Source organism: uncultured Nostoc sp., from assembly GCF_964245445.1.
Classification (GTDB): Bacteria; Cyanobacteriota; Cyanobacteriia; order Cyanobacteriales; family Nostocaceae; genus Nostoc.
Map to the genome: position 1 here is coordinate 50,017 of NZ_CAXTNE010000006.1, position 18,598 is coordinate 68,614.

Sequence of the window (18,598 nt, forward strand, 5' to 3'; positions counted from 1 at the left end):
AGAATGCTATCCCTGTTTTGTCACTATAGGCAGAGGGAAAATAGAAATCAGGGTGAGTTAGGAAAATAAAAATTGAACTAGTGAGGTTATAAATAATAGATTGAAGTTTAGAAAACTCCAAGGACAATTGGGGAATAGGAAAAACTGTTAACCAGGGATATATTAACCCAAGTTGCGGGTTATCAAATACAAATTTACTGCAGTTGTAATAATTTCTGCGTCGCTCACCTCACGGCGACAATCTTCATCATGTCCAATCGCTTTTAATAAGTCGTCAGTCATAGCATAGATGGTAATTATCTCATTAAGCATATTCCCCTCCTACTTTTCTCTCTGGAGGGGATTTTATTGCTTAAATTCCCCCATGCGATCGCCTGAATATATAACTAGCAACTTGAGTTAATAAATTTACAACTTGAAGCAGGTATTATTTGCAATTAAACTCGCAGAAAGATGACTGTTAGAATGCATCCTGATGCATTGGCATTGTAAGGAGACGCATTAACAATGCGACCGACGCATTGGCATTGCAAGGGATTGCCAAATTTAATTCGCTACGAATTAATGAAATGCTGTACTTAACAAGCCAAGGTTAAGACTGCAACCTAAAACTTGAGTTTATTGAGCTTAGTGAAACCCCAGAACAAGCCCGAAAGCTGGCAAAAATAGTGTGATTGACGTAGAGATATCAAGCAGCAATTGGGAAAGGAAACTACTACCTTGAATTGGGTATAACCCGTATGCTCTATGGCTTCAAGTCACTTTTCTAGATTTTATAATGTAAGTAAGACTTAAAAATAACGCTTCAATTATATGAAAATACTCTCATCAGAACTAGTCCATTTGGGATTTGGCAAATATGTGCGTTCTGACCAAGTGACAGCAGTTATACCAATAGAAGAGGAGCGAGGCCCAGGGCGACGAACCTTTGTTCACGTTCAAGGGCAAAGCGATCCAATTATCGCCTCTCGCGCTGAAGATACCATTGTGCGTGATTTAGTACAGGAACCACACGAGGTTACTCAAGCCCGTCAGCAGCAGGAAATTCTTCAAGATTTATTGGTTAATTTAGCTAACGTTAATTCAACTGTGCGTCGAATTAACCGTGATGAAGGCAGTTTGGATCTTGATTTGTTAGAACGACGAATTAAGCAAGTCCTTGAAAATTAATTGTAGAAATCAGCAAACTAAATAACGGAGAAAGATATTGCTGAATACCATTACAGACCAAGTTTCAGTATCAGATACACAAACAAGATCGCCAAGGTTGTGGATACCTGAACGGGTACTGTTTACACCTGCTGCCCTAGATGAGGATTGGGGGCAGCAGATTCTTAAACGTGTGCAGTCACTCAACTTACCAATAGAAGAACTATCACAGAACCGCCTGAAGGGACTGCGCGGTGAGTCTGAGCGGGATACTTACAACATCGCCAAGCGTACCTTAGCGGTGGTTACTGCACCACCCAGTTCTTTTAAACTGAGTCCGATCCCACCTTCTGCGGATTGGCAGTTTCACATTGCCGAAGGTTGTCCTGCTCACTGTCAATACTGCTACCTAGCAGGTAGCTTATCGGGGCCACCTGTCATTCGCGCTTTTGCCAACTTACCGCAGATATTAGAGAACTTAGCGAACTACGAGCAACAGGGAAAAACCACAAGTTATGAAGTTAGCTGTTATACAGACCCATTGGGTATTGAGCATTTAACTGGAAGTCTTGCTGAATGTATCCGTTACTTTGGCACTCGTACCAATGCACATCTACGTTGGGTATCGAAGTTTGATGCTGTGGATGGATTACTCGATTTACCACACAATGGGCATACTCGTTGTCGGATGAGCGTTAATGCAGCACCGATTTCTGGTAAGTTTGAAGGTGGCACGGCATCCGTAGTATCCAGACTGAATGCATTGCGACGGTTGGCGCTACCACAAGAGCGTGGCGGTGGCGGTTATCCAATAGGCTTGGTTATCGCGCCAATTATGCCGATAGACGATTGGCAAATGCACTATAGTCGTTTGTTTGACCAGATAAACGAGGCACTGGATTTTGACTGTGACCTTACCTTTGAGTTAATCTCACATCGGTTCACACCTGGGTCAAAAGAAGTGTTACAAACTTGGTATCCGCAATCAAAATTAGAAATGGATGAAGCAAAACGTAGCGTCAAGCGTAATAAGTTTGGCGGAACGAAGTACGTTTACGAGAAGGACACAATGAAGGCGTTGCGTAACTTTTTTGAGAGTGAGATTAGTAGGCACTTTCCAAATGCTGAAATTCTTTATTGGACTTAGAAGACTACTTCGCTCATATAGAGTTTGAGCAAATTAATTATTGGGCAAGAGAGCGATCAATAGATGCGATCGCTCTCTTTTCAGGTTGCTCAGGTGCGTTAGGGTAAAGCCGTAACACATCCTACTTAAGATTTACTTTATAAATGGTGTCTTACCTTTAAAACCTATTAGTCTGTCCCATTAATTCTGAGAGTTAAGAGAACGAACCGCAAAGGACGCAAAGAGCGCGAAGGAAGAGGTAAGGAAGAGAAATTTAAAAACTGATTTACTCTGCAAAATTAATGGGACAGACCACTAGTACAGTGCAGCATAAATCAAGCTACTATTTTAAAACTTGCAAAAGCCTTGATGCACAAAACTTTTCATTTTTGAATGCGTGACTTCCGCCTTGGGGTACTAGTATGTCTACTGCACCAAGATGAAATCTGCTGTAAGTCGAGCTATTGCAAGTTAAACTTGCACGATGCCAGGGTTGGACTACGCCCACTCAAAGCCGGATAATTTGGGCAGATTACAGGCGGCGTTATACATTAATAAGTGTATCTGCAATACCGGACTTGTTCTGGCTTAGTCTCAATAGCAAAGGTTTGGAGATGTTTACTTTATCAGAAACTTCTATCCTGGCGGCAATCCTACTGGTAGCTTTAGGCATTTTGGGCTGGGGCTTTTATCGCGCCAGACCTTTTGGTAAACTGGGAATCTTAGCCTGGTTACAGTCGGTGGTGTTGATGACTCCCTGGCTCCTGTTTTTTGGATTGTTTGCCACAGGGATTTACATCAATATAGCGGGTATATTGTTCTTAGTGGTGACTTCTGCTGGATTGTACGTGTACTTGGGCAGACAGTTACGCGCAGCTGGGCAAGATGCCATCCTCAAGCAACGCGCAACAGAAAGACTCGCTGCTGATTCCTTACTTGAAGCAAATTCCCCACAACCAAAAGTAGCAGAACTGAAACCGGAGATCCCACCGATACCAGAAGAAGACTTGAATGTAGTTAAAGGTATTTTCGGTATCGATACGTTTTTTGCTACAGAAACGATCGCCTACCAAGATGGAGCCATTTTCAAAGGCAATTTGCGGGGAGAACCAGAAGAGACTCACAACCGTCTAACTGCAAGTTTACGGCAACGCCTTGGTGATCAATATCGCCTGTTTTTAGTGGAAAATACAGACGGCAAACCAGTGGTAATCGTCCTACCCAGCCGCAATGATCCCCGGCCGATGTTGTTATCGCAAAAAGCTTTTGCAGGTATTCTGTTGATAGCGACCATTGCCACAAGTTTAGAAGCTGCGGGATTACTGTTGAATTTTGATTTCTTTGGCAATCCAGGGCGGTTTCAAGAAGCTTTGCCCATAGGCGCTGGGATATTTGCGATTTTAGTAGCTCACGAAATCGGTCATTGGTTACTTGCTCGGCGTCACCAAATCCGCCTTAGCTGGCCTTTCTTTCTGCCGGCCGTGCAAATTGGTTCCTTTGGTGCAATTACCCGCTTTGAATCTCTGTTACCCAACCGGAAAGTATTATTTGATATTGCCTTGGCAGGGCCAGCCGCAGGTGGTATTGTTTCTTTGTTAATGTTGGTGACGGGCTTGGTGCTTTCCCGCCCAGGTAGTTTATTTCAATTGCCAAATCAGTTTTTCCAAGGGTCGATTTTGGTGGGAAGTTTGGCGCGAGTTGTCCTTGGTTCGGCGTTGCAGTCGTCGTTGGTAAGTGTTCATCCCTTAGTGATAATTGGTTGGCTGGGGTTAGTAATTAACGCTTTGAACTTAATGCCAGCCGGACAACTCGATGGTGGGCGCATTGTTCAGGCGATTTATGGACGCAAAACCGCAGGACGAGCAACAGTAGCAACTTTAATTTTACTGGCGCTAGTGTCTCTAGGTAATACTCTTGCCATGTACTGGGCGATCGTAATTTTCTTTTTGCAACGGGATCAAGAACGCCCCAGCTTGAATGAAATCACTGAACCCGATGATGCTAGAGCCGCTTTAGGGCTTTTGGCTCTATTCTTGATGATTACCACGCTTCTACCTCTAACTCCCGGTTTGGCTGGGCGTTTGGGAATAGGATAGAGTTTATGGAGCCTACACCCAAACAAGCAATATCCGCAATTCGGGTGTGTGCCCAACTTACCAGAGTTTATAAAAGAATAAACCTTGTAAGATTAGACGAGCGCACCAGAAATGTTTATATCTTGGCGAATAATTCAATCGAAGCTGAGGTAACACCAACTGGAGAAATTCTTTGGTTATGACAAAACCTAACTTTCAACAAATGCCTTTAGAGCAGCTAAGAACTTATATTTTGGAGCATCGCAACGACAATGAAGCATTCCATATCTACATTGACAGGAGACGCGCCCAATCTCCCAAACAGGTTCCGATGACAATTGAGGAAGCGGAGGCTGATTTACAGAGACGGTTTGGACAGCAAGCTAGTTAAAAGCTCGTGACAGATTTTTAAGTGATTGGCGGTGAGTCAGCGCGGTCTTCTCCCAAAGGGAGAGGCTAGCGCCAAGGGGGTTTCCCCCATGAGCGACTGACGTTAGCGCAGCGTTAGCGAGCTTGCGTATCGCTAAAGCGAAAGCTCCGCTAACGCGCAGCGTCTCGTAGAGAGCGTCACCCCTTCAGGGGGTGAACCTTCACTGAAATTAAGCGTTTCACCGACAGCTTATGAAGAAAATTAACTGAATGGTTTCCAACCTGCTAGCAAATTCGGGTAAGCCGTTGGTGTAGGGAAAAGATTCTGGAAACCAGTTTGACGCTCTTGAGGCTTTTCTTTGCTCATATTCCAAAGGGTTTCATAGAAAAAGAAAGAGACTCCAGCGAAATTGCGATCGCGTACTTTTTGCACTTGTGTTTGAATCTGCTGCATCGGTATAGATCGGTTTTTCAACCCAGCCAAAATGCCCACACTGATTGGAATATGGCTTTTTGCTGCTTTCACTTCTGGATACTCTAATTCGCTAATAAAAACATTCAAGTCATCACGATATATCTGCAAAACTAAGTCTTCAATAATTCCCAGCCGTTCCCATTTCTGCCAGTCTGCTAAAAAGAAATCGTAGGACAAACGTTGAGGATTAGGAGCAACAGAAACCAGGCAATTTTTTTTAGTAGCTTTAATGGCTGTAAATACCCGTTTCATAAACTCGGTGATTTTGTTAGCTCTCCAACTCACCCATTCTGGATCTTTAAAGTTTTTGGAGGGAGCTTTCCCACGATGTTCTTTTTTGTAAAGTGCCACTGTATAGGCATCGTAACCTAATTCTGATGGTAAGCCAAAATGGTCATCAAATTGAATCCCATCAATATTGTAGTTTCTAACAATTTCAACGATTAAATCTTGGATAAACTGTTGTACTTCTGGGCGAAAGGGATTTAGCCAAACGCGATTATGTGTCCCTTCTTTGACAATCCGAGTTCCATCACTGCGACTGGTGAGCCATTGGGAACGATTTTTAGCTAATAGAGAATCTGCTGGTGCCATGAAACCAAATTCAAACCAAGGAATCACTGTTAAGCCTTTTTGATGTCCCACATCTACAATTTCTTTGAGGATATCTCGCCCTTTGAGTCCCGGCGTGGGATCGAGCGATCGCCCAATAATTTTGGCTGCAACTTTGCTAGGATACAATGTATATCCCCAATTCCAAACCGCCGGATATATGGTGTTAAAATTGAGTTCATCAAGGCGTTGCAAAGATCCCTTGAGGCGATCGCGCTCAAATAACACATCACTATCAATATTTGTTAACCACACCCCCCTTAACTCAGATGCTGGCGTTCGCCGCAGATTAATTTGAGCGTTCAAGGGGAACGATAGCATCACCGTAGCAACTACACTCAAGATAGCTATAACGGCAAACAAAAGAGACTTTCTGCTTTGGCGAATATTCAACCAAGAAGGAAACTCAACACACCACTTGACAAACCTTTTTATCATTTGCTAAAGACATCATTCAATTATGAACAATCAGCATGAATAGCAATCGTTTCGATTGTAAGCGCTTACAATCGAAACGATCGCTGAGGTTTATGGGAACTCCAAAAAATAAATTATCTAATTTTTGGAATCAAAAGGATTTTTCCTCCCCCTGCTCCCTACTCCCCTGCCCTAAAAGTGATAGGATATTTTTTTATTTGTCAGTCCCTTATTACTGTGCGCTGGCTATGAGATCATTCCAGGCTTTGACTGCTGCTTGTAAATTCTTTGGCAGGTTATTTCGAGAAATATCGTTGTACTCAACCGTACCCTCTTGGCTGGTAAGAGTGTAGCCGATATAATCAGCGGCACCGCTAGGAGCTGGGTAACTCAGATTTTTGAATTTACTAAATTTAAAACGTTCTAGCGATCGCACAAATTGTTGCACCTGTTGCACAGAAACGCGGCGAACACTACGCTCAGAATCATTGGCATCACCAATCCGCACCCGGATCAATTGTCCATCTTTGAGTAAAACAGTCTCGTAACTTCTGCCAGTAATACCACCACCGGAAATTTCCCGAAATACTACATATTGATCTAATGGTGGTGGTAACTGGCTGACTGGAATTTTCACAGGGGCCAATGGAATTGAGCTAGCTTTTTCATTCAGCCTGAGTGCGGAACCTGTTTGATTGGTATGATAAACCAAGGTTTGTTCACCAATGCCTACAACCACCCGCCAACCTTGTACCAAAGCTTCGGTACAGAATTCATCAGCATTAGCTAATTCTAAACAGCCATTTTTCCAAGTTTGCTGTTGAAACTCAATGATTCTTAGCTGAGAAATTGGCTGTTGCAAACGTTTGGAGGCGGCTTGCAAAACAGCATTTTTTACAGATGTGGGTAATTTATTTTGCAGATTGTTTCCCAAAGCTAAATCTAGCGATCGCCCATTGTTAGGGCCTAAATCTTGCAGTACCGCGTTAGCTACTGGAAATGGCAAACGGTTTGGTTTAATATTGTCTTTGAGAAGTTCATTGCTTGTTTCTAGCGATAACTTTGCAGTAGCGCCCGTAGCACCTTTAATAAATGTTAAACCGCTAGCAACTGACAAAATTCCAGTCAAAATCAAAACAGTGAAAATTCGCGCTTGATTGGGGTTAAAGTAGTCTTTCAGCATTAATTTCATAGTAAGATTTAGTAAAGAGTTATAGGACTCATAAATAGTATCCAGCCAATAATATATAATAAAGTATACAATTCCAAAACTTCACAAGTTGGAATTAATTTAGTACCTGTCTTCTAAAACAGATATAAAGACAGACGCTGATGTAGTGATTGTTTGTTCCTTATAGCGATTCTCATTTGAATAAGGGACATAGCATTCCCGTGTCCCTACGAGTATCTGTGTTCATCTGTTGTTAATTATTTTTCTGTAACTTACCCATACGGGAAGCGTTATACAGCAGATTGTAAACTTAGTGAAGTAGATAATCGTAATGGGCACAACATACCATTTGTGACCCTAGCCGTGTAGTTCATTTACCTGAAATACGCTTTATACAAATTTTGGATAAAAATACACTTAATCAAAACGCCCTATAGCTCTACGGCAATCAAGTAAGAACTGAAAAGCTCAGGCTTCATTAGATGAGAAGTTCCTTGGAGAAGATAAGCCACACCTCTGGCTGGTAAAATAGGTTGCGAGAAAAGCTTGCAATACTTTCTGCCTCACCTTCGTAAGCAAGAGTTCAATAAAAGTAATTTTAGATAAAGAATGCTAGAGAACCGTAGCGGAGGCTTTGCTCGGCTCAAACTTACCGTATACAATATTTTGCAAGTAATCTTAGGCAATATTAAGCGCTAATCGCTTGTTGTTCAGCTTCAACTAACTGATTTTGAGGTACATCAAATCTAATAGTACTAGCTGCCCAGTCTTTTAAATCGGGTGCTAGCCAAACTAGCTTACGCAGAATTTCATCATTGACCCACAACACCAACGGAAACTGGAACTCTTTCCGAAACTGATTTCGCATAATATTAGTACTGATGATTAATTTGGTAATTTCTATTACAGATTCTAATCCCCGTACCATCAAAGCTTCGGGTTGAGTAGCACCAATCGCAGTTGTAATAGCTGTATATAATGTGTCTGTTGCAGGTGAAAGCAGGATTTCGTGGATATCTGCTGATGAAAATTCTGTTAACACATTCAGCACTTGCTGCTGCCTTTCAACACTGTTACAACAAGCTAATATCAGTGAGAACTCCCCACCAGAAACCATTATCGACCTTGCCAGCCTTTTAGTGGCTGCTGTGCTGCTAGTTGTGCCCTTTTCCGAATGACTTAAGCTGATCATTAAAAAAATCCTACTTTGAATTTTAAAAATATCTGACCAATATTCAGTTATTTTACCCTATGTATTTTTATTCAAAAGTGTTAAACCAGTAATTTCCATAAGGTTTTTTCTCTAATACCAAACATAATACTACGTATTATCTAAGAAAGGAGGATATTGTGTATTATCCCACACTTAATAATTAAAGGATAATGTAAAGGTAGTACCAAAATCATGTAAGTAAAAGATAATGCAAGCATAAGGAAGCAATTGGCGAATTAAAATTGTAATTATTACTGTATTCATAGATTTTGGCATCTCCCAATGGTTAAGTAATTATATTTTAATATAAAGTTAAAAAAATGCTCAGTACAAGTTTAACAATAAACATTGGGAAGTGGGAAAAAGTTAACTTGCAACTGGTTTACTGTCGCCTATGGTAAGCTTTTTCCGTTGCCAAACCATTTCGGGACGGGTGTAGAGTGTGGAGTAGTGAAATGGGATCAGCCCAAGATGCGAAAATCTTCTTCCGTAAAAATTAACTCATCCGTTTGATAGAACTGTAGATTGAAGATGTCGCCTCATTAGTCAGAGGGCAGGGAATTGTTAGCTTTCTAAGATCAGTTCAGAACATCTAAAAATTTAACAAGTCATGCATTAAGACAAATTTGCAGGGAAAATGAAACATGATGAGTTTATTGGCCAGGCGCAAAATCCCGCCCGTTTCAATACCGTTCGATTAAGAAATTTCTTGGTAGAGGCAGGCAGTCAAGTCGCAACTCTTAGAGATGTTGTGCGAATGCTCCAATTAAAAACTAAAAATTACTAATTAAAAATTGCAAGACGCTCCAGGATGAGCTAATGCTTCTCGACCAGGCGCTACGCGAACGCTATCATTGTGGGCTGCTGAACCCAAAATTAATTAAAAAAAGTCAAGGGCGAATACATGTAAATACTTAATTTTTTTGTAAACTAATCAGGAGTGCCACACCATGCGATTCAAAGACCGGAGGTTTGCGGGTCAAGTTTTGGCTAAAGAGTTAGCCGCTTATACTAACCGCCCAGATGTTCTGGTATTAGGGCTACCAAGGGGTGGTGTACCCGTTGCCTTTGAGATTGCCAAAGCATTAAATGCTCCTTTAGATATTTTGGTAGTACGTAAATTGGGTATGCCTGATCAAGAAGAACTAGCTATGGGAGCGATCGCTTCTGGTGGTGTGCGGATAGTCAATGAATATATAATTAGCCTGGTGAAGATATCCGATGAAGTAATTGCTAGGGTGGCAGTGCAAGAAGAACGGGAGTTAGAGCGGCGAGAACGCCTTTATCGTTCAAATCGTCCCTTGCCGAATTTACAAGGACGCACGGTCATTATAGTAGATGATGGTTTAGCCACGGGTGCAACTATGTGGGCTGCTGTTGTGGCTGTGCGAAAGCAGCAACCCGCTCAAATTGTGATTGCTGTACCTGTCGGCGCACCCGAAACTTGCCATGAGTTAGAAGTTAAGGTAGATAAAATTGTTTGTATCTTGACACCTAGCCATTTCCAAAGCGTTGGTCTTTGGTACGAAAACTTTCCCCAAACTACGGATCAAGAAGTCTGCGACTTACTCGCAAAAGCCGCAGGGGGTACTTCTTGCTGAGGAGAGAACCCCATCCATACATATTGAGGAATTCTTCGAGAGTGAGAAACGAAGGAGTTGCTGTAGTCATCGCCATGAGTTCAGTATCTATTCCCACTTTGCTACAATTTTATCGTTTATATTTTCTGCTGAGATAAATCCATTAAATTTGCCAGCTTGTAAACTACCCGCGCTCCAACATTACCATCCCACTCACCATCACCGATTTCGCAGATATCAAAACCAATAATTTTTCTGCCACTATTGACTAATTCCCGAAATAGACAAAATGTTTGCTCTAATTCCAACCCACCTGGAACAGGAGTACCTGTACTCGGACAGAGTTTGGGATCTAGACCATCTGCATCAAAGCTAATGTAAACAGACTCAGGTAAATGACTGATAATTTCTCGGCATAAATCAATCCAAGTTGTTCCAGAGTAAAGCTTTTGTTTAATGGCTGGGTCGTAATATGCAATAATGCGATTATCAGATTGGTCAATCATTTGCACTTCATCATGACTAATATCACGCAAAGCCACCTGCACTAGCTTGGAAATTTGCGGTATTTTCATCGCATTAAACATAATAGACGCATGGGAAAATTCAAATCCCTCATACGCATCACGTAAATCTGCGTGGGCATCAATGTGCAAAATGCCATAGTTTGCGTACTTAGCCGCTAATGCTTGGAAATAACCTAACGGCGAACTATGATCCCCACCAATGACTGCAACTCGCTTACCATTATTAATTGCTTCCTGACAATTTTCAAACAGCCATTGATTTACTTGTTGACAAACTTGATTAATTTCTGTGAGGACAGGTGTTAAATCTGGTGTATCAGAGAGTTGTTTACCTTGGGCTAATCGTTCAATAATTTTTGCTGCCAAGGCGCGGTAATATGTATTCTTCTCTAAAATATCTTGGGGAATTTCCACCATGAAAATTCCCTGCTTCCAACCATCAGGGTTATCAAAATCGAACAAATCTAGTTGAGTCGAAGCATCGAGAATTCGCTGTGGGCCGTTAGCAGTGCCTGCGCCATAAGAAACAGTGACTTCCCACGGCACACCAAAGACAATCAGGTTTGCAGACTCATAATCGCAGGGCAAACCTAAGAGGTTGCCATTTACTTCACCTACGCCGCTAGGATTGTAGTCTTGTAGTTGATTACTCATCGATTATCTTCTGGATTTACGTGGATAGACAGCACGCCGCCTAGTGGACATCTGCATTGTAATAAAAATTTTTCCCAGACGGTAAACTACAGGATCTCTATTACTTGGTCAAAATTGCGGCGATACACCTGTTGGCTGTACTCCTGCCACTCTTTGTCTGAGGAGTAGGGCGATCGCTTTAATGTTGCCTGTTGGACGTATGCCATCAATGGGCGACGAAGACACTCATATTTCTCAAAGGCTTTGGCTATAGCTTGCAGATTATCCCAGTTATTATTCTCAGCAATTTTAGCGATGAGTGTTGTAATTATTAGTGCATCCTCAAATCCTTGATTAGCTCCTTGAGCCATGAAGGGAGGCATTCCATGTGCGGCATCGCCAACTAAGACGATTCGCCCTACACTCCAGGCTGGTGGAACTTTGGCAGGATCAGCTTTAGTATTGAGATCAGTTGGGTTAGAAACTTGTAGAGAATCCCAAATGGTAGCAGGGTGAACGTAGTATGGACGCTGCTGCATCTTGGCAGGAGGAGATATACGCACTAATTGCTTGAGCGCATCAGGAAAGCCTGCTTTCTCCAACTCCTGCAAAGCTAAGTTAATTAAAGAACTTTCTGACTTTCCTTGCAGAGATTCTAAAGGCAAAGCAAGATGTATTATGTACCCAAGTTCACCAGTTGGTCTGCTAAATAATATTATCCTGATGTTATTTATACAAACAGAGTTTTCAGATATTTCATCATTAGTGATTGTTACAAGTGGTGAACCTTGAAAGAAATCTTCTTCTAGTTTTGTCCATAGTTCCTTTGGTACTTCAGCTATTTCTCTACAAAATATAGCTGCAAACCCAGAGTATTCAGGTCGGGCAAAATCATGATATTGAGTATCTGTGTAAAGCAGCCTACGAACTGTAGAATTAATGCCATCTGCTGCAACAATTAGTTTAGCTCTAATCGATTTTGTTGCTAATTGTTGGGGGGGAATATCTAAGTTTTGAGGCTGCGGATCGTTATCTTTCTGCCCATCTATCCAATAGGCATAGGGATTGGTTTCTATTTGTGTATCACCTACACAATCTATGCGGATACAACCTTTTTCCGGCTCATTCACAACATTAATACAACGATAATTAGCTTTAACTCGGTCTTGTGGAAGTAGCTGTCTAAGGGTTGTCTGCAAATTGTACCAAGAAATTGACACTCGACCCTCGCCATATTCTTTAAACCAGTCATCAAAACTAAGCGAAATTGACTGAATTATCTCCCCCTGTAAATTTTTATAAACCCATTGTGGTGAAGCCTTTGCAGGTTGTTGCTTTTGAGCAGATTCGACAGTTTCCTGGTCATTAGACTGCTTGGGATTCAATAAATCCAGTCCAGTTTTTTTGACTTTTTCGTAAGCGTTAGGATCTAAGTATTTGAGAGCTTGTAATCCATTGGGGAGAAGATCCACTGTTTGTCCAACTTGACGAAAGGCACGAGTTTGATCGATGACAAGGACATTTTCAATACCACGTTTACGTAAGCCAATGGCAGTTGCTAACCCGATAGGCCCAGCGCCAACCACTAGAACATCGTAGATTTCTTGAGGATTAGAAGAGGAGATAACAGATGCAGCTAAGGTATCAGCTTTGGTTGATGTGTTTGTATGTGTATGAGGACTTGATTTAGTTTCTGGCATATTCATATACAGTAATCTTGGATAGAAGCTGGGCAATATGGAAAGCTATAACCCTTAAGTTACATAGGATTACACAACAATATTAAAATTTAATACAAAAAGTTAAATATTTTGCCGCATCAGACTTATTAAAAGCTGGATCTTCATAGAAATCCAGTTCCCATTCCACCAGAGATTTTGAGGACGAAGGCTGACTACAAAGATCCAGGCGATGTGAATGAAATTCTTGATTTCTATTTTTGGGTGCAAGATCCATCTGAAACCGAACCTTTCTACGAAGCAAAATTCTTGATTGTTGGCGAAGGAGGAGCGAGTCATTGCTGAATGCGATCGCAGCCCGTCTAGATGAGTAAAACTAGGCTATGGATGAGTGTCAAAAATAATTTCATTTTTTTGGCAATGGTCTTGAAGCACGTTAAACTACTAAGAAATTGAAGTTAAGGATGGATTTATATGCGCTTACCAATTGCAATTAGTGCCATTTTAGTCACGTCTTTAGGTTTGAGTACACCTGTAATATCTCAACCTCCTATACAGGTAGCCCAAAAACCAGCGTCTAATAGTTTCGCTTTAGAACAATTTAAGATTAATCACCGATTATGGAGACAAAAAAAAATCTCTAACTATCGCTATGAATTTACTAGAAGTTGCTTTTGTTTCCCCAAAGCCACAGAACCAGTGATTATTGAAGTACGTAATGGAGTCACGACTTCTATTACTTATAAATATAGTAAAAATCCAGTAGATCAAGCATTATTTCAAAAATATAATACAATTCCTAAACTCTTTAATATCATTAGAAATGCGTTCATTCAAAGAGCAGACAACTTGACTGTACAATATAACCCAACACTTGGCTATCCTACTCAAATTAACATTGATTATGATAAGCAAAGAACTGATGATGAAATATTCATTACAATTAGTAATCTGCAACAAATCAAGTAAATATAGCTAACGAAAGCATTCATATAATAGAAAAGTCCTGATTTATCGAAAAAGGCTAGTTCAGTCATTTTCTATCTAAAAGTTGGGGCAGCAAAATCAAAAATATTGAAATATAACAACCTGCCCCTTAATTTAACTAGTTTTCCATCAGCAAATATTTAGGGTGGGTTGCTTTTGTTATTTTGTAGAAGCAGTATCAGGTTCATTGGTGTCAACTTAAGTTCAAACGTTTATTCCACAAGCATTTTACCCTATCCCTCAATTCCTCCCCGCAAGCGGGGAGGCAAGACAAAGCATAGCTTTGGCGAGGTGGGGTTCTTCAGGTTTAGTAATCACCCGAACTTGATATAAATTCTATTTGACACTGTAAATCCAGGTTGTCATCAACAAACAGAGTTGTGAAGTTTTCTTAGTGGGGATTTATTGGATTGTCAAAAACAGTGTCATCGCTTTATGTATGATCCCTGATGAAGTACTTCAAAATTGCTAATTGTAGTAAATACTCCAGCATCGGCAGCTAGATTACCGATATTAATTTGGGTTGGATAACCAAGTTGTGGGTTGTACACTACAGTTAACTCGGATTCTCCACTATTGATCGTATTCCGAATCAAAGTAAAGAGTTTAGGGATTGTACTATATTGTTGTAATAGCTTTGGATCTACTCGCTTACCAGTTTGAGCATTCGTGATAGATTTTGTGATGCCGTTACGTACTTCAATGATTACTGGCCCTCTGAAATCGGGAAGACAAAAACAATTATTGCTAAGTTTGTAGCGATAGTTGTTAATTTTTTTCTGATTCCACAATTGGCGATTAATTGTTAGCTGTGTTAAGTTCGAGTTATTAATCTCTGCTTTTGCTCCATGCGTAGGAGGCACAGACATTACTGGAGCGTTCAAACTCAAAGATGCTACTAAGATTGCACCAATAGCAATAGGTAAGCGCATATCAATCCTTTGTTAACTAACGTTGAGTTATAACTTCACTGTGACTAAATAGGATTCCAGAGAGTTGAAATCACATTCTAGAAGTTGACACAGTTTATACAAAGAATTCCCAAGCGCTCGTAACAGCAGGAATATTCCCTAGTATAAACTGAAAAAAATCCCATACAACCATACAATACTATTCACCTCAAATTTTGTGTTTTATGCAAAAAACGAATAATTTTAAAATTGGCATTATAAAATTTAGAAGCCAGTATCAGAGAAACCCCAAGACTTTAGCTACATAAGACTTTCAGGAAATTAAATATTCAGTTTTTAGTAATGATAATCATTACAAGGCGGAAGTTAGAGGCACATACAGTCGAATATAAGCTAATTTATATTTTCTGAAAAGAGTTAATTTATTTTATCATTACATCAATTTTTACAATTATTTAGTAAGAATAGCTATACCCATGTAGTAATTGCTCTAGTAAGAGCAACTACTTATAAAACGCTGCTAGAAATTGAAATTCTATGAGAAAAATTATTGTTGGGGTAATGGGGCCTGGAAAAAATGCGACAGCAAATGATTTACAGAATGCTTATACACTAGGTCAACTTATTGCCAAACAAGGATGGATTTTACTCACAGGTGGTAGAAATGTAGGTGTAATGGATACAGTAAGTAAAGGTGCAAAATCTGGTGAGGGTTTAACTATTGGTATTCTTCCCAGCGATAATCAAGATAGTATTTCCTCTTCAGTAGATATTGCTATTTTCACAGACATGGGAAATGCTAGAAATAATATTAATGTTCTCACTAGTGATGTGGTAATTGCCTGCGGTATGGGTGCAGGAACTGCTTCAGAAATTGCCTTAGCTTTGAAAGGAAATAAGCAAGTAATTTTGTTGACTAATGATGAAGAAAGTCTTACTTTCTTCAAAAAGCTATCACCAGAAAATGTTTACATTGTGGAGAGTGTGGATCAGGCGATCGCTACAGCCAAAACAATCTTATACTAATTCGTAATTTGTAATGTTTAAGTCCAGTTAGTTAAGCTGATTGAATTGTTGTTCTAGAGCACATACAGCTTGCTCACCAGACCAAAAAGCGCCATGCACAGTACCTGCATCGGTTGGACGTAAGTAAGTCAGTGCAATAAAACCAAACTGTGTGAAGAAAAGTAAATAAGGCTCAAACTCTTTCTCCCCCTGCTCCCAGCAAGAACTGCCCCCTGCGTTATTCCAACAAGAATTATTTACGCCGACCTACTTAGAGCCTCGCTAGCGTTGTATACTCTACCTGCAATGGGTTGGCTTAACTGCCTGGATTCAAGTCCCGTTGCCCCGATTAGCATTCGTGCGTAAGAACCTAATATAAATGGTTCCTGACCCCATCGGGTGATGTAAACATCTGTTGGTTCGGGAATTTTGCTACCGAGAACCGCAGTGAGTTCTGCACAAAGGCGTTTTTTAATCTCCTCATCTGTACGAACCTCAATCTCATGTGAGGCATGTTTGCCAACCATGCCAATCAGAATCGGTCTTCCACTATATCGAACATAGTTTACATAAAATGGACATAAGGAGTTGCTCAACATGGCAAGCAGATCAACCTCTTCCGGCCAGAAGACATCTGGAAATCGGAGAACAATTTTGTTCAAAAGTCCCATATCAATGCGAGTCAGTGCGCGGCGATATGTTATTGGTAGTTCAGGATTAAAAAGAATTTGACCTGAGCGCAAGACACCAATCGATAGTGTCACAATTACTGCGTCGGCTTGGTAAATCTGACGTTGAGTGTGAATGCACACACCTTGATGGTTATAGATAATTTGATTAACCACCTCAGACAACTGTATAGTTAGCCCACGAGCCAGATAATCTATGATTCTATCCATACCACCCACGACAAAGCGATCGCTACTTGGAAGTAGTTCTGTCTGTGCTTGGGTAGCTGACTTAGATATCAAGTTAGCAAATCCGAGTTCTTCTGCCGATGAGGCGAAAAAATTTTCTCCCATCATCCTCATTAGGCGCGGGAAATCAGAACCGGGTTGAGTGGAGCGATTAAACGCCGTATTAAGAAACTTGCACCATATTATGTGGTCTATTTATTTAAAGATTTAATATATAAATGCGTGAAAATTGTATTTTTTCTGCGAAGAAGTGTTCCTTATGTAATATTTTATAAAATTTACACGAAAATAAGCATAGGCTATTCAAACTTTAAGTTAATCAGTGTAAGCTAATGATGTAAATATGTTTATCGCAAAACTATTTAATCACTCAGACTAATTTTACTATAGGAGGTGTAATAAAATTTACATATCTCTTCGGGTATATGTTTAAAGAGACTAAACATGACTGTAAAAAGATTGAGTTTAGTAGCTTCTAAGCAAACCAAGCAATATTGTTGAAGTGAGATTTTTATTAAGTAGTAAAATCTCAAAAAGTCCTGATGTCATTTATAGTTTTTCTCGTCTCTTGACTGTAGCCTTCCCAAAGCCAGCTTTTTAATGGTAGAGGTTATGCGCTGTAGACTGAGGCATCCCCTACTAAATTGATTCTGATGCTTTGGCAAAGCCGTAAACGCTTTGCTTCTAAATTCTTCTTCAAGCTCTTGCTTAAAGCACGAATCTTGCGGCGTCCGAAGACACCGCAAGGATTGATGCTTTGCGAGTAAATATACTCGGCTAGGAAAACGTCTAGCTCAATATTTTGGCATTCACATTAGTGATTGTCATATCAAGGGTTTGTTAGAAACAGTGGCCCTGCTTGCCAAATAAAAATACTTTTTATATAACAATACTCTTTTATTGTAGGAGGCTTAGGGTTTCCTCACAGAAAAAGGGAGTATCAAATATTATCTATCATTTTATTTTTTTCAATTTAGACCAATAGCTAAATTTCGTCTTGGAGGTTAGAGAATGCCACCCGTGCTTTCTGGAGAACATGTAGGCGAAAGGCTCTTGTACACCTTGGGTGCAAAGCTTTCAGAAAAAGAATTACAAAACTTATTGGCAGCAATGGAAATTGTGGAGCCACCACTAGCAAAGCAGTTGTGGCAATCTGCACAGACGAATCCTGGTATCTATATTATCCTTACAGGTAAAGTCCGACTGTTGGATAGCTCTGAGAATTTAATCACTACCTTTGGTGCATGGTCTGTTTTCGGTGAATTGACTTTTTTTCCTGAAGCTGACTTTAGTCCTTATGTAGTCAGAGCTTCGACAAGCTTAAAGCTTGGCTATTTCAAGCAAGACGCATTGCAAACATTGATAGACAAGTATCCTAATATTCGCGATCGCCTTTTTGCCCGTGCAGAACTTTGGGATTTACTGTTGTTATGTCGCCAAACCTCACAATTACCATGCCATACATCACAAGTGCCAGGGATGCTTAAAGCTTTATCTCTCTTTGAGCGACAGCATTTAGAAACTGGCCCTATAACTACACAAGTATCCCAAAATTCCCAGTTATGGCTATTGTACAAAGGCCAACTGCGGCATTCTGAAGGTCATTTTTTGAGGCCAGGCACAATCTTTGCCCAACCAAAACAAGGTGATTGGCAGGCAACTCAACCAACAATTGCTTACATTCTGAAAAACGACCATAAGCAAACAGCACTAGAATACTTGCCGGAGTTAGGGGAGTGGGGAGTGGGGAGT

Annotated in this window: 16 protein-coding genes and 1 pseudogene; 9 read left to right on the forward strand and 8 right to left on the reverse strand. The window is 40.5% G+C overall.

What is annotated here, in order from left to right:
- Window positions 1-28 precede the first annotated feature (28 nt).
- Window positions 29-166 (reverse strand): annotated as a pseudogene (locus ACFE90_RS02115) (IS701 family transposase); the annotation flags it as partial.
- 647 nt (window positions 167-813) lie between these two features.
- Between ACFE90_RS02115 and ACFE90_RS02120 the strand changes: the two are divergent.
- From ACFE90_RS02120 to ACFE90_RS02140, 5 genes are all read left to right on the forward strand, one after another.
- Window positions 814-1,170 carry a hypothetical protein gene (locus ACFE90_RS02120; protein ID WP_094351476.1) on the forward strand — a complete coding sequence of 119 codons (357 nt, stop codon included), beginning with the start codon at window positions 814-816 and terminating at the stop codon, window positions 1,168-1,170.
- A gap of 103 nt (window positions 1,171-1,273) precedes the next feature.
- On the forward strand, window positions 1,274-2,296 hold the full coding sequence (locus ACFE90_RS02125; protein ID WP_375497319.1) for a spore photoproduct lyase family protein: 1,023 nt from the start codon (window positions 1,274-1,276) through the stop codon (window positions 2,294-2,296).
- 593 nt (window positions 2,297-2,889) lie between these two features.
- The gene (locus ACFE90_RS02130; protein ID WP_375497289.1) at window positions 2,890-4,371 is read left to right on the forward strand and encodes a site-2 protease family protein; all 1,482 of its coding nucleotides are present in this window, start codon (window positions 2,890-2,892) and stop codon (window positions 4,369-4,371) included.
- Between the two features lie 5 nt (window positions 4,372-4,376).
- On the forward strand, window positions 4,377-4,553 hold the full coding sequence (locus ACFE90_RS02135; RefSeq protein ID WP_375497291.1) for a DUF6888 family protein: 177 nt from the start codon (window positions 4,377-4,379) through the stop codon (window positions 4,551-4,553).
- A complete protein-coding gene (locus ACFE90_RS02140; RefSeq protein WP_375497293.1) occupies window positions 4,550-4,741 on the forward strand; it encodes a DUF6887 family protein in 192 nt (63 codons plus the stop codon). The genes ACFE90_RS02135 and ACFE90_RS02140 overlap by 4 nt, the downstream gene beginning before the upstream one ends.
- Window positions 4,742-4,981: 240 nt before the next feature.
- On the opposite strand, the gene ACFE90_RS02145 is transcribed toward ACFE90_RS02140, so the two are convergent.
- From ACFE90_RS02145 to ACFE90_RS02155, 3 genes are all read right to left on the reverse strand, one after another.
- Window positions 4,982-6,244, reverse strand: a complete 1,263-nt coding sequence (locus tag ACFE90_RS02145; RefSeq protein WP_375497295.1) for a glycoside hydrolase family 10 protein — start codon at window positions 6,242-6,244, stop codon at window positions 4,982-4,984.
- Window positions 6,245-6,455: 211 nt separating this feature from the next.
- Window positions 6,456-7,415, reverse strand: a complete 960-nt coding sequence (locus ACFE90_RS02150) for a hypothetical protein (RefSeq protein ID WP_375497297.1) — start codon at window positions 7,413-7,415, stop codon at window positions 6,456-6,458.
- 667 nt (window positions 7,416-8,082) lie between these two features.
- A complete protein-coding gene (locus ACFE90_RS02155; RefSeq protein WP_375497299.1) occupies window positions 8,083-8,586 on the reverse strand; it encodes a hypothetical protein in 504 nt (167 codons plus the stop codon).
- Window positions 8,587-9,557: 971 nt separating this feature from the next.
- Here ACFE90_RS02155 and ACFE90_RS02160 point away from each other — a divergent pair.
- On the forward strand, window positions 9,558-10,208 hold the full coding sequence (locus ACFE90_RS02160) for a phosphoribosyltransferase (protein ID WP_375497301.1): 651 nt from the start codon (window positions 9,558-9,560) through the stop codon (window positions 10,206-10,208).
- Window positions 10,209-10,324: 116 nt separating this feature from the next.
- On the opposite strand, the gene speB is transcribed toward ACFE90_RS02160, so the two are convergent.
- Both speB and ACFE90_RS02170 read right to left on the reverse strand, forming a co-directional pair.
- The gene (gene speB, locus ACFE90_RS02165) at window positions 10,325-11,368 is read right to left on the reverse strand and encodes an agmatinase SpeB (RefSeq protein WP_375497303.1); all 1,044 of its coding nucleotides are present in this window, start codon (window positions 11,366-11,368) and stop codon (window positions 10,325-10,327) included.
- Window positions 11,369-11,454: 86 nt separating this feature from the next.
- Window positions 11,455-13,047 (reverse strand): FAD-dependent oxidoreductase, encoded by a 1,593-nt coding sequence (locus tag ACFE90_RS02170; protein ID WP_375497321.1) that lies wholly within the window; start codon window positions 13,045-13,047, stop codon window positions 11,455-11,457.
- A 453-nt stretch (window positions 13,048-13,500) separates the two neighbouring features.
- Between ACFE90_RS02170 and ACFE90_RS02175 the strand changes: the two genes are divergently transcribed.
- On the forward strand, window positions 13,501-13,995 hold the full coding sequence (locus tag ACFE90_RS02175) for a DUF6174 domain-containing protein (RefSeq protein WP_375497305.1): 495 nt from the start codon (window positions 13,501-13,503) through the stop codon (window positions 13,993-13,995).
- Between the two features lie 443 nt (window positions 13,996-14,438).
- Here ACFE90_RS02175 and ACFE90_RS02180 read toward each other — a convergent pair whose 3' ends face one another.
- The gene (locus tag ACFE90_RS02180) at window positions 14,439-14,945 is read right to left on the reverse strand and encodes a DUF6174 domain-containing protein (RefSeq protein WP_375497307.1); all 507 of its coding nucleotides are present in this window, start codon (window positions 14,943-14,945) and stop codon (window positions 14,439-14,441) included.
- A gap of 516 nt (window positions 14,946-15,461) precedes the next feature.
- Here ACFE90_RS02180 and ACFE90_RS02185 point away from each other — a divergent pair.
- Window positions 15,462-15,950, forward strand: coding sequence for a TIGR00725 family protein (locus ACFE90_RS02185; RefSeq protein WP_375497309.1), 489 nt, complete (start codon window positions 15,462-15,464; stop codon window positions 15,948-15,950).
- Window positions 15,951-16,186: 236 nt separating this feature from the next.
- Here ACFE90_RS02185 and ACFE90_RS02190 read toward each other — a convergent pair whose 3' ends face one another.
- A complete protein-coding gene (locus tag ACFE90_RS02190) occupies window positions 16,187-16,954 on the reverse strand; it encodes a flavin monoamine oxidase family protein (protein ID WP_375497311.1) in 768 nt (255 codons plus the stop codon).
- A 903-nt stretch (window positions 16,955-17,857) separates the two neighbouring features.
- Here ACFE90_RS02190 and ACFE90_RS02195 point away from each other — a divergent pair.
- Window positions 17,858-18,598: cyclic nucleotide-binding domain-containing protein (locus ACFE90_RS02195; protein WP_375497313.1), on the forward strand; the 741-nt coding region annotated here is incomplete at its 3' end.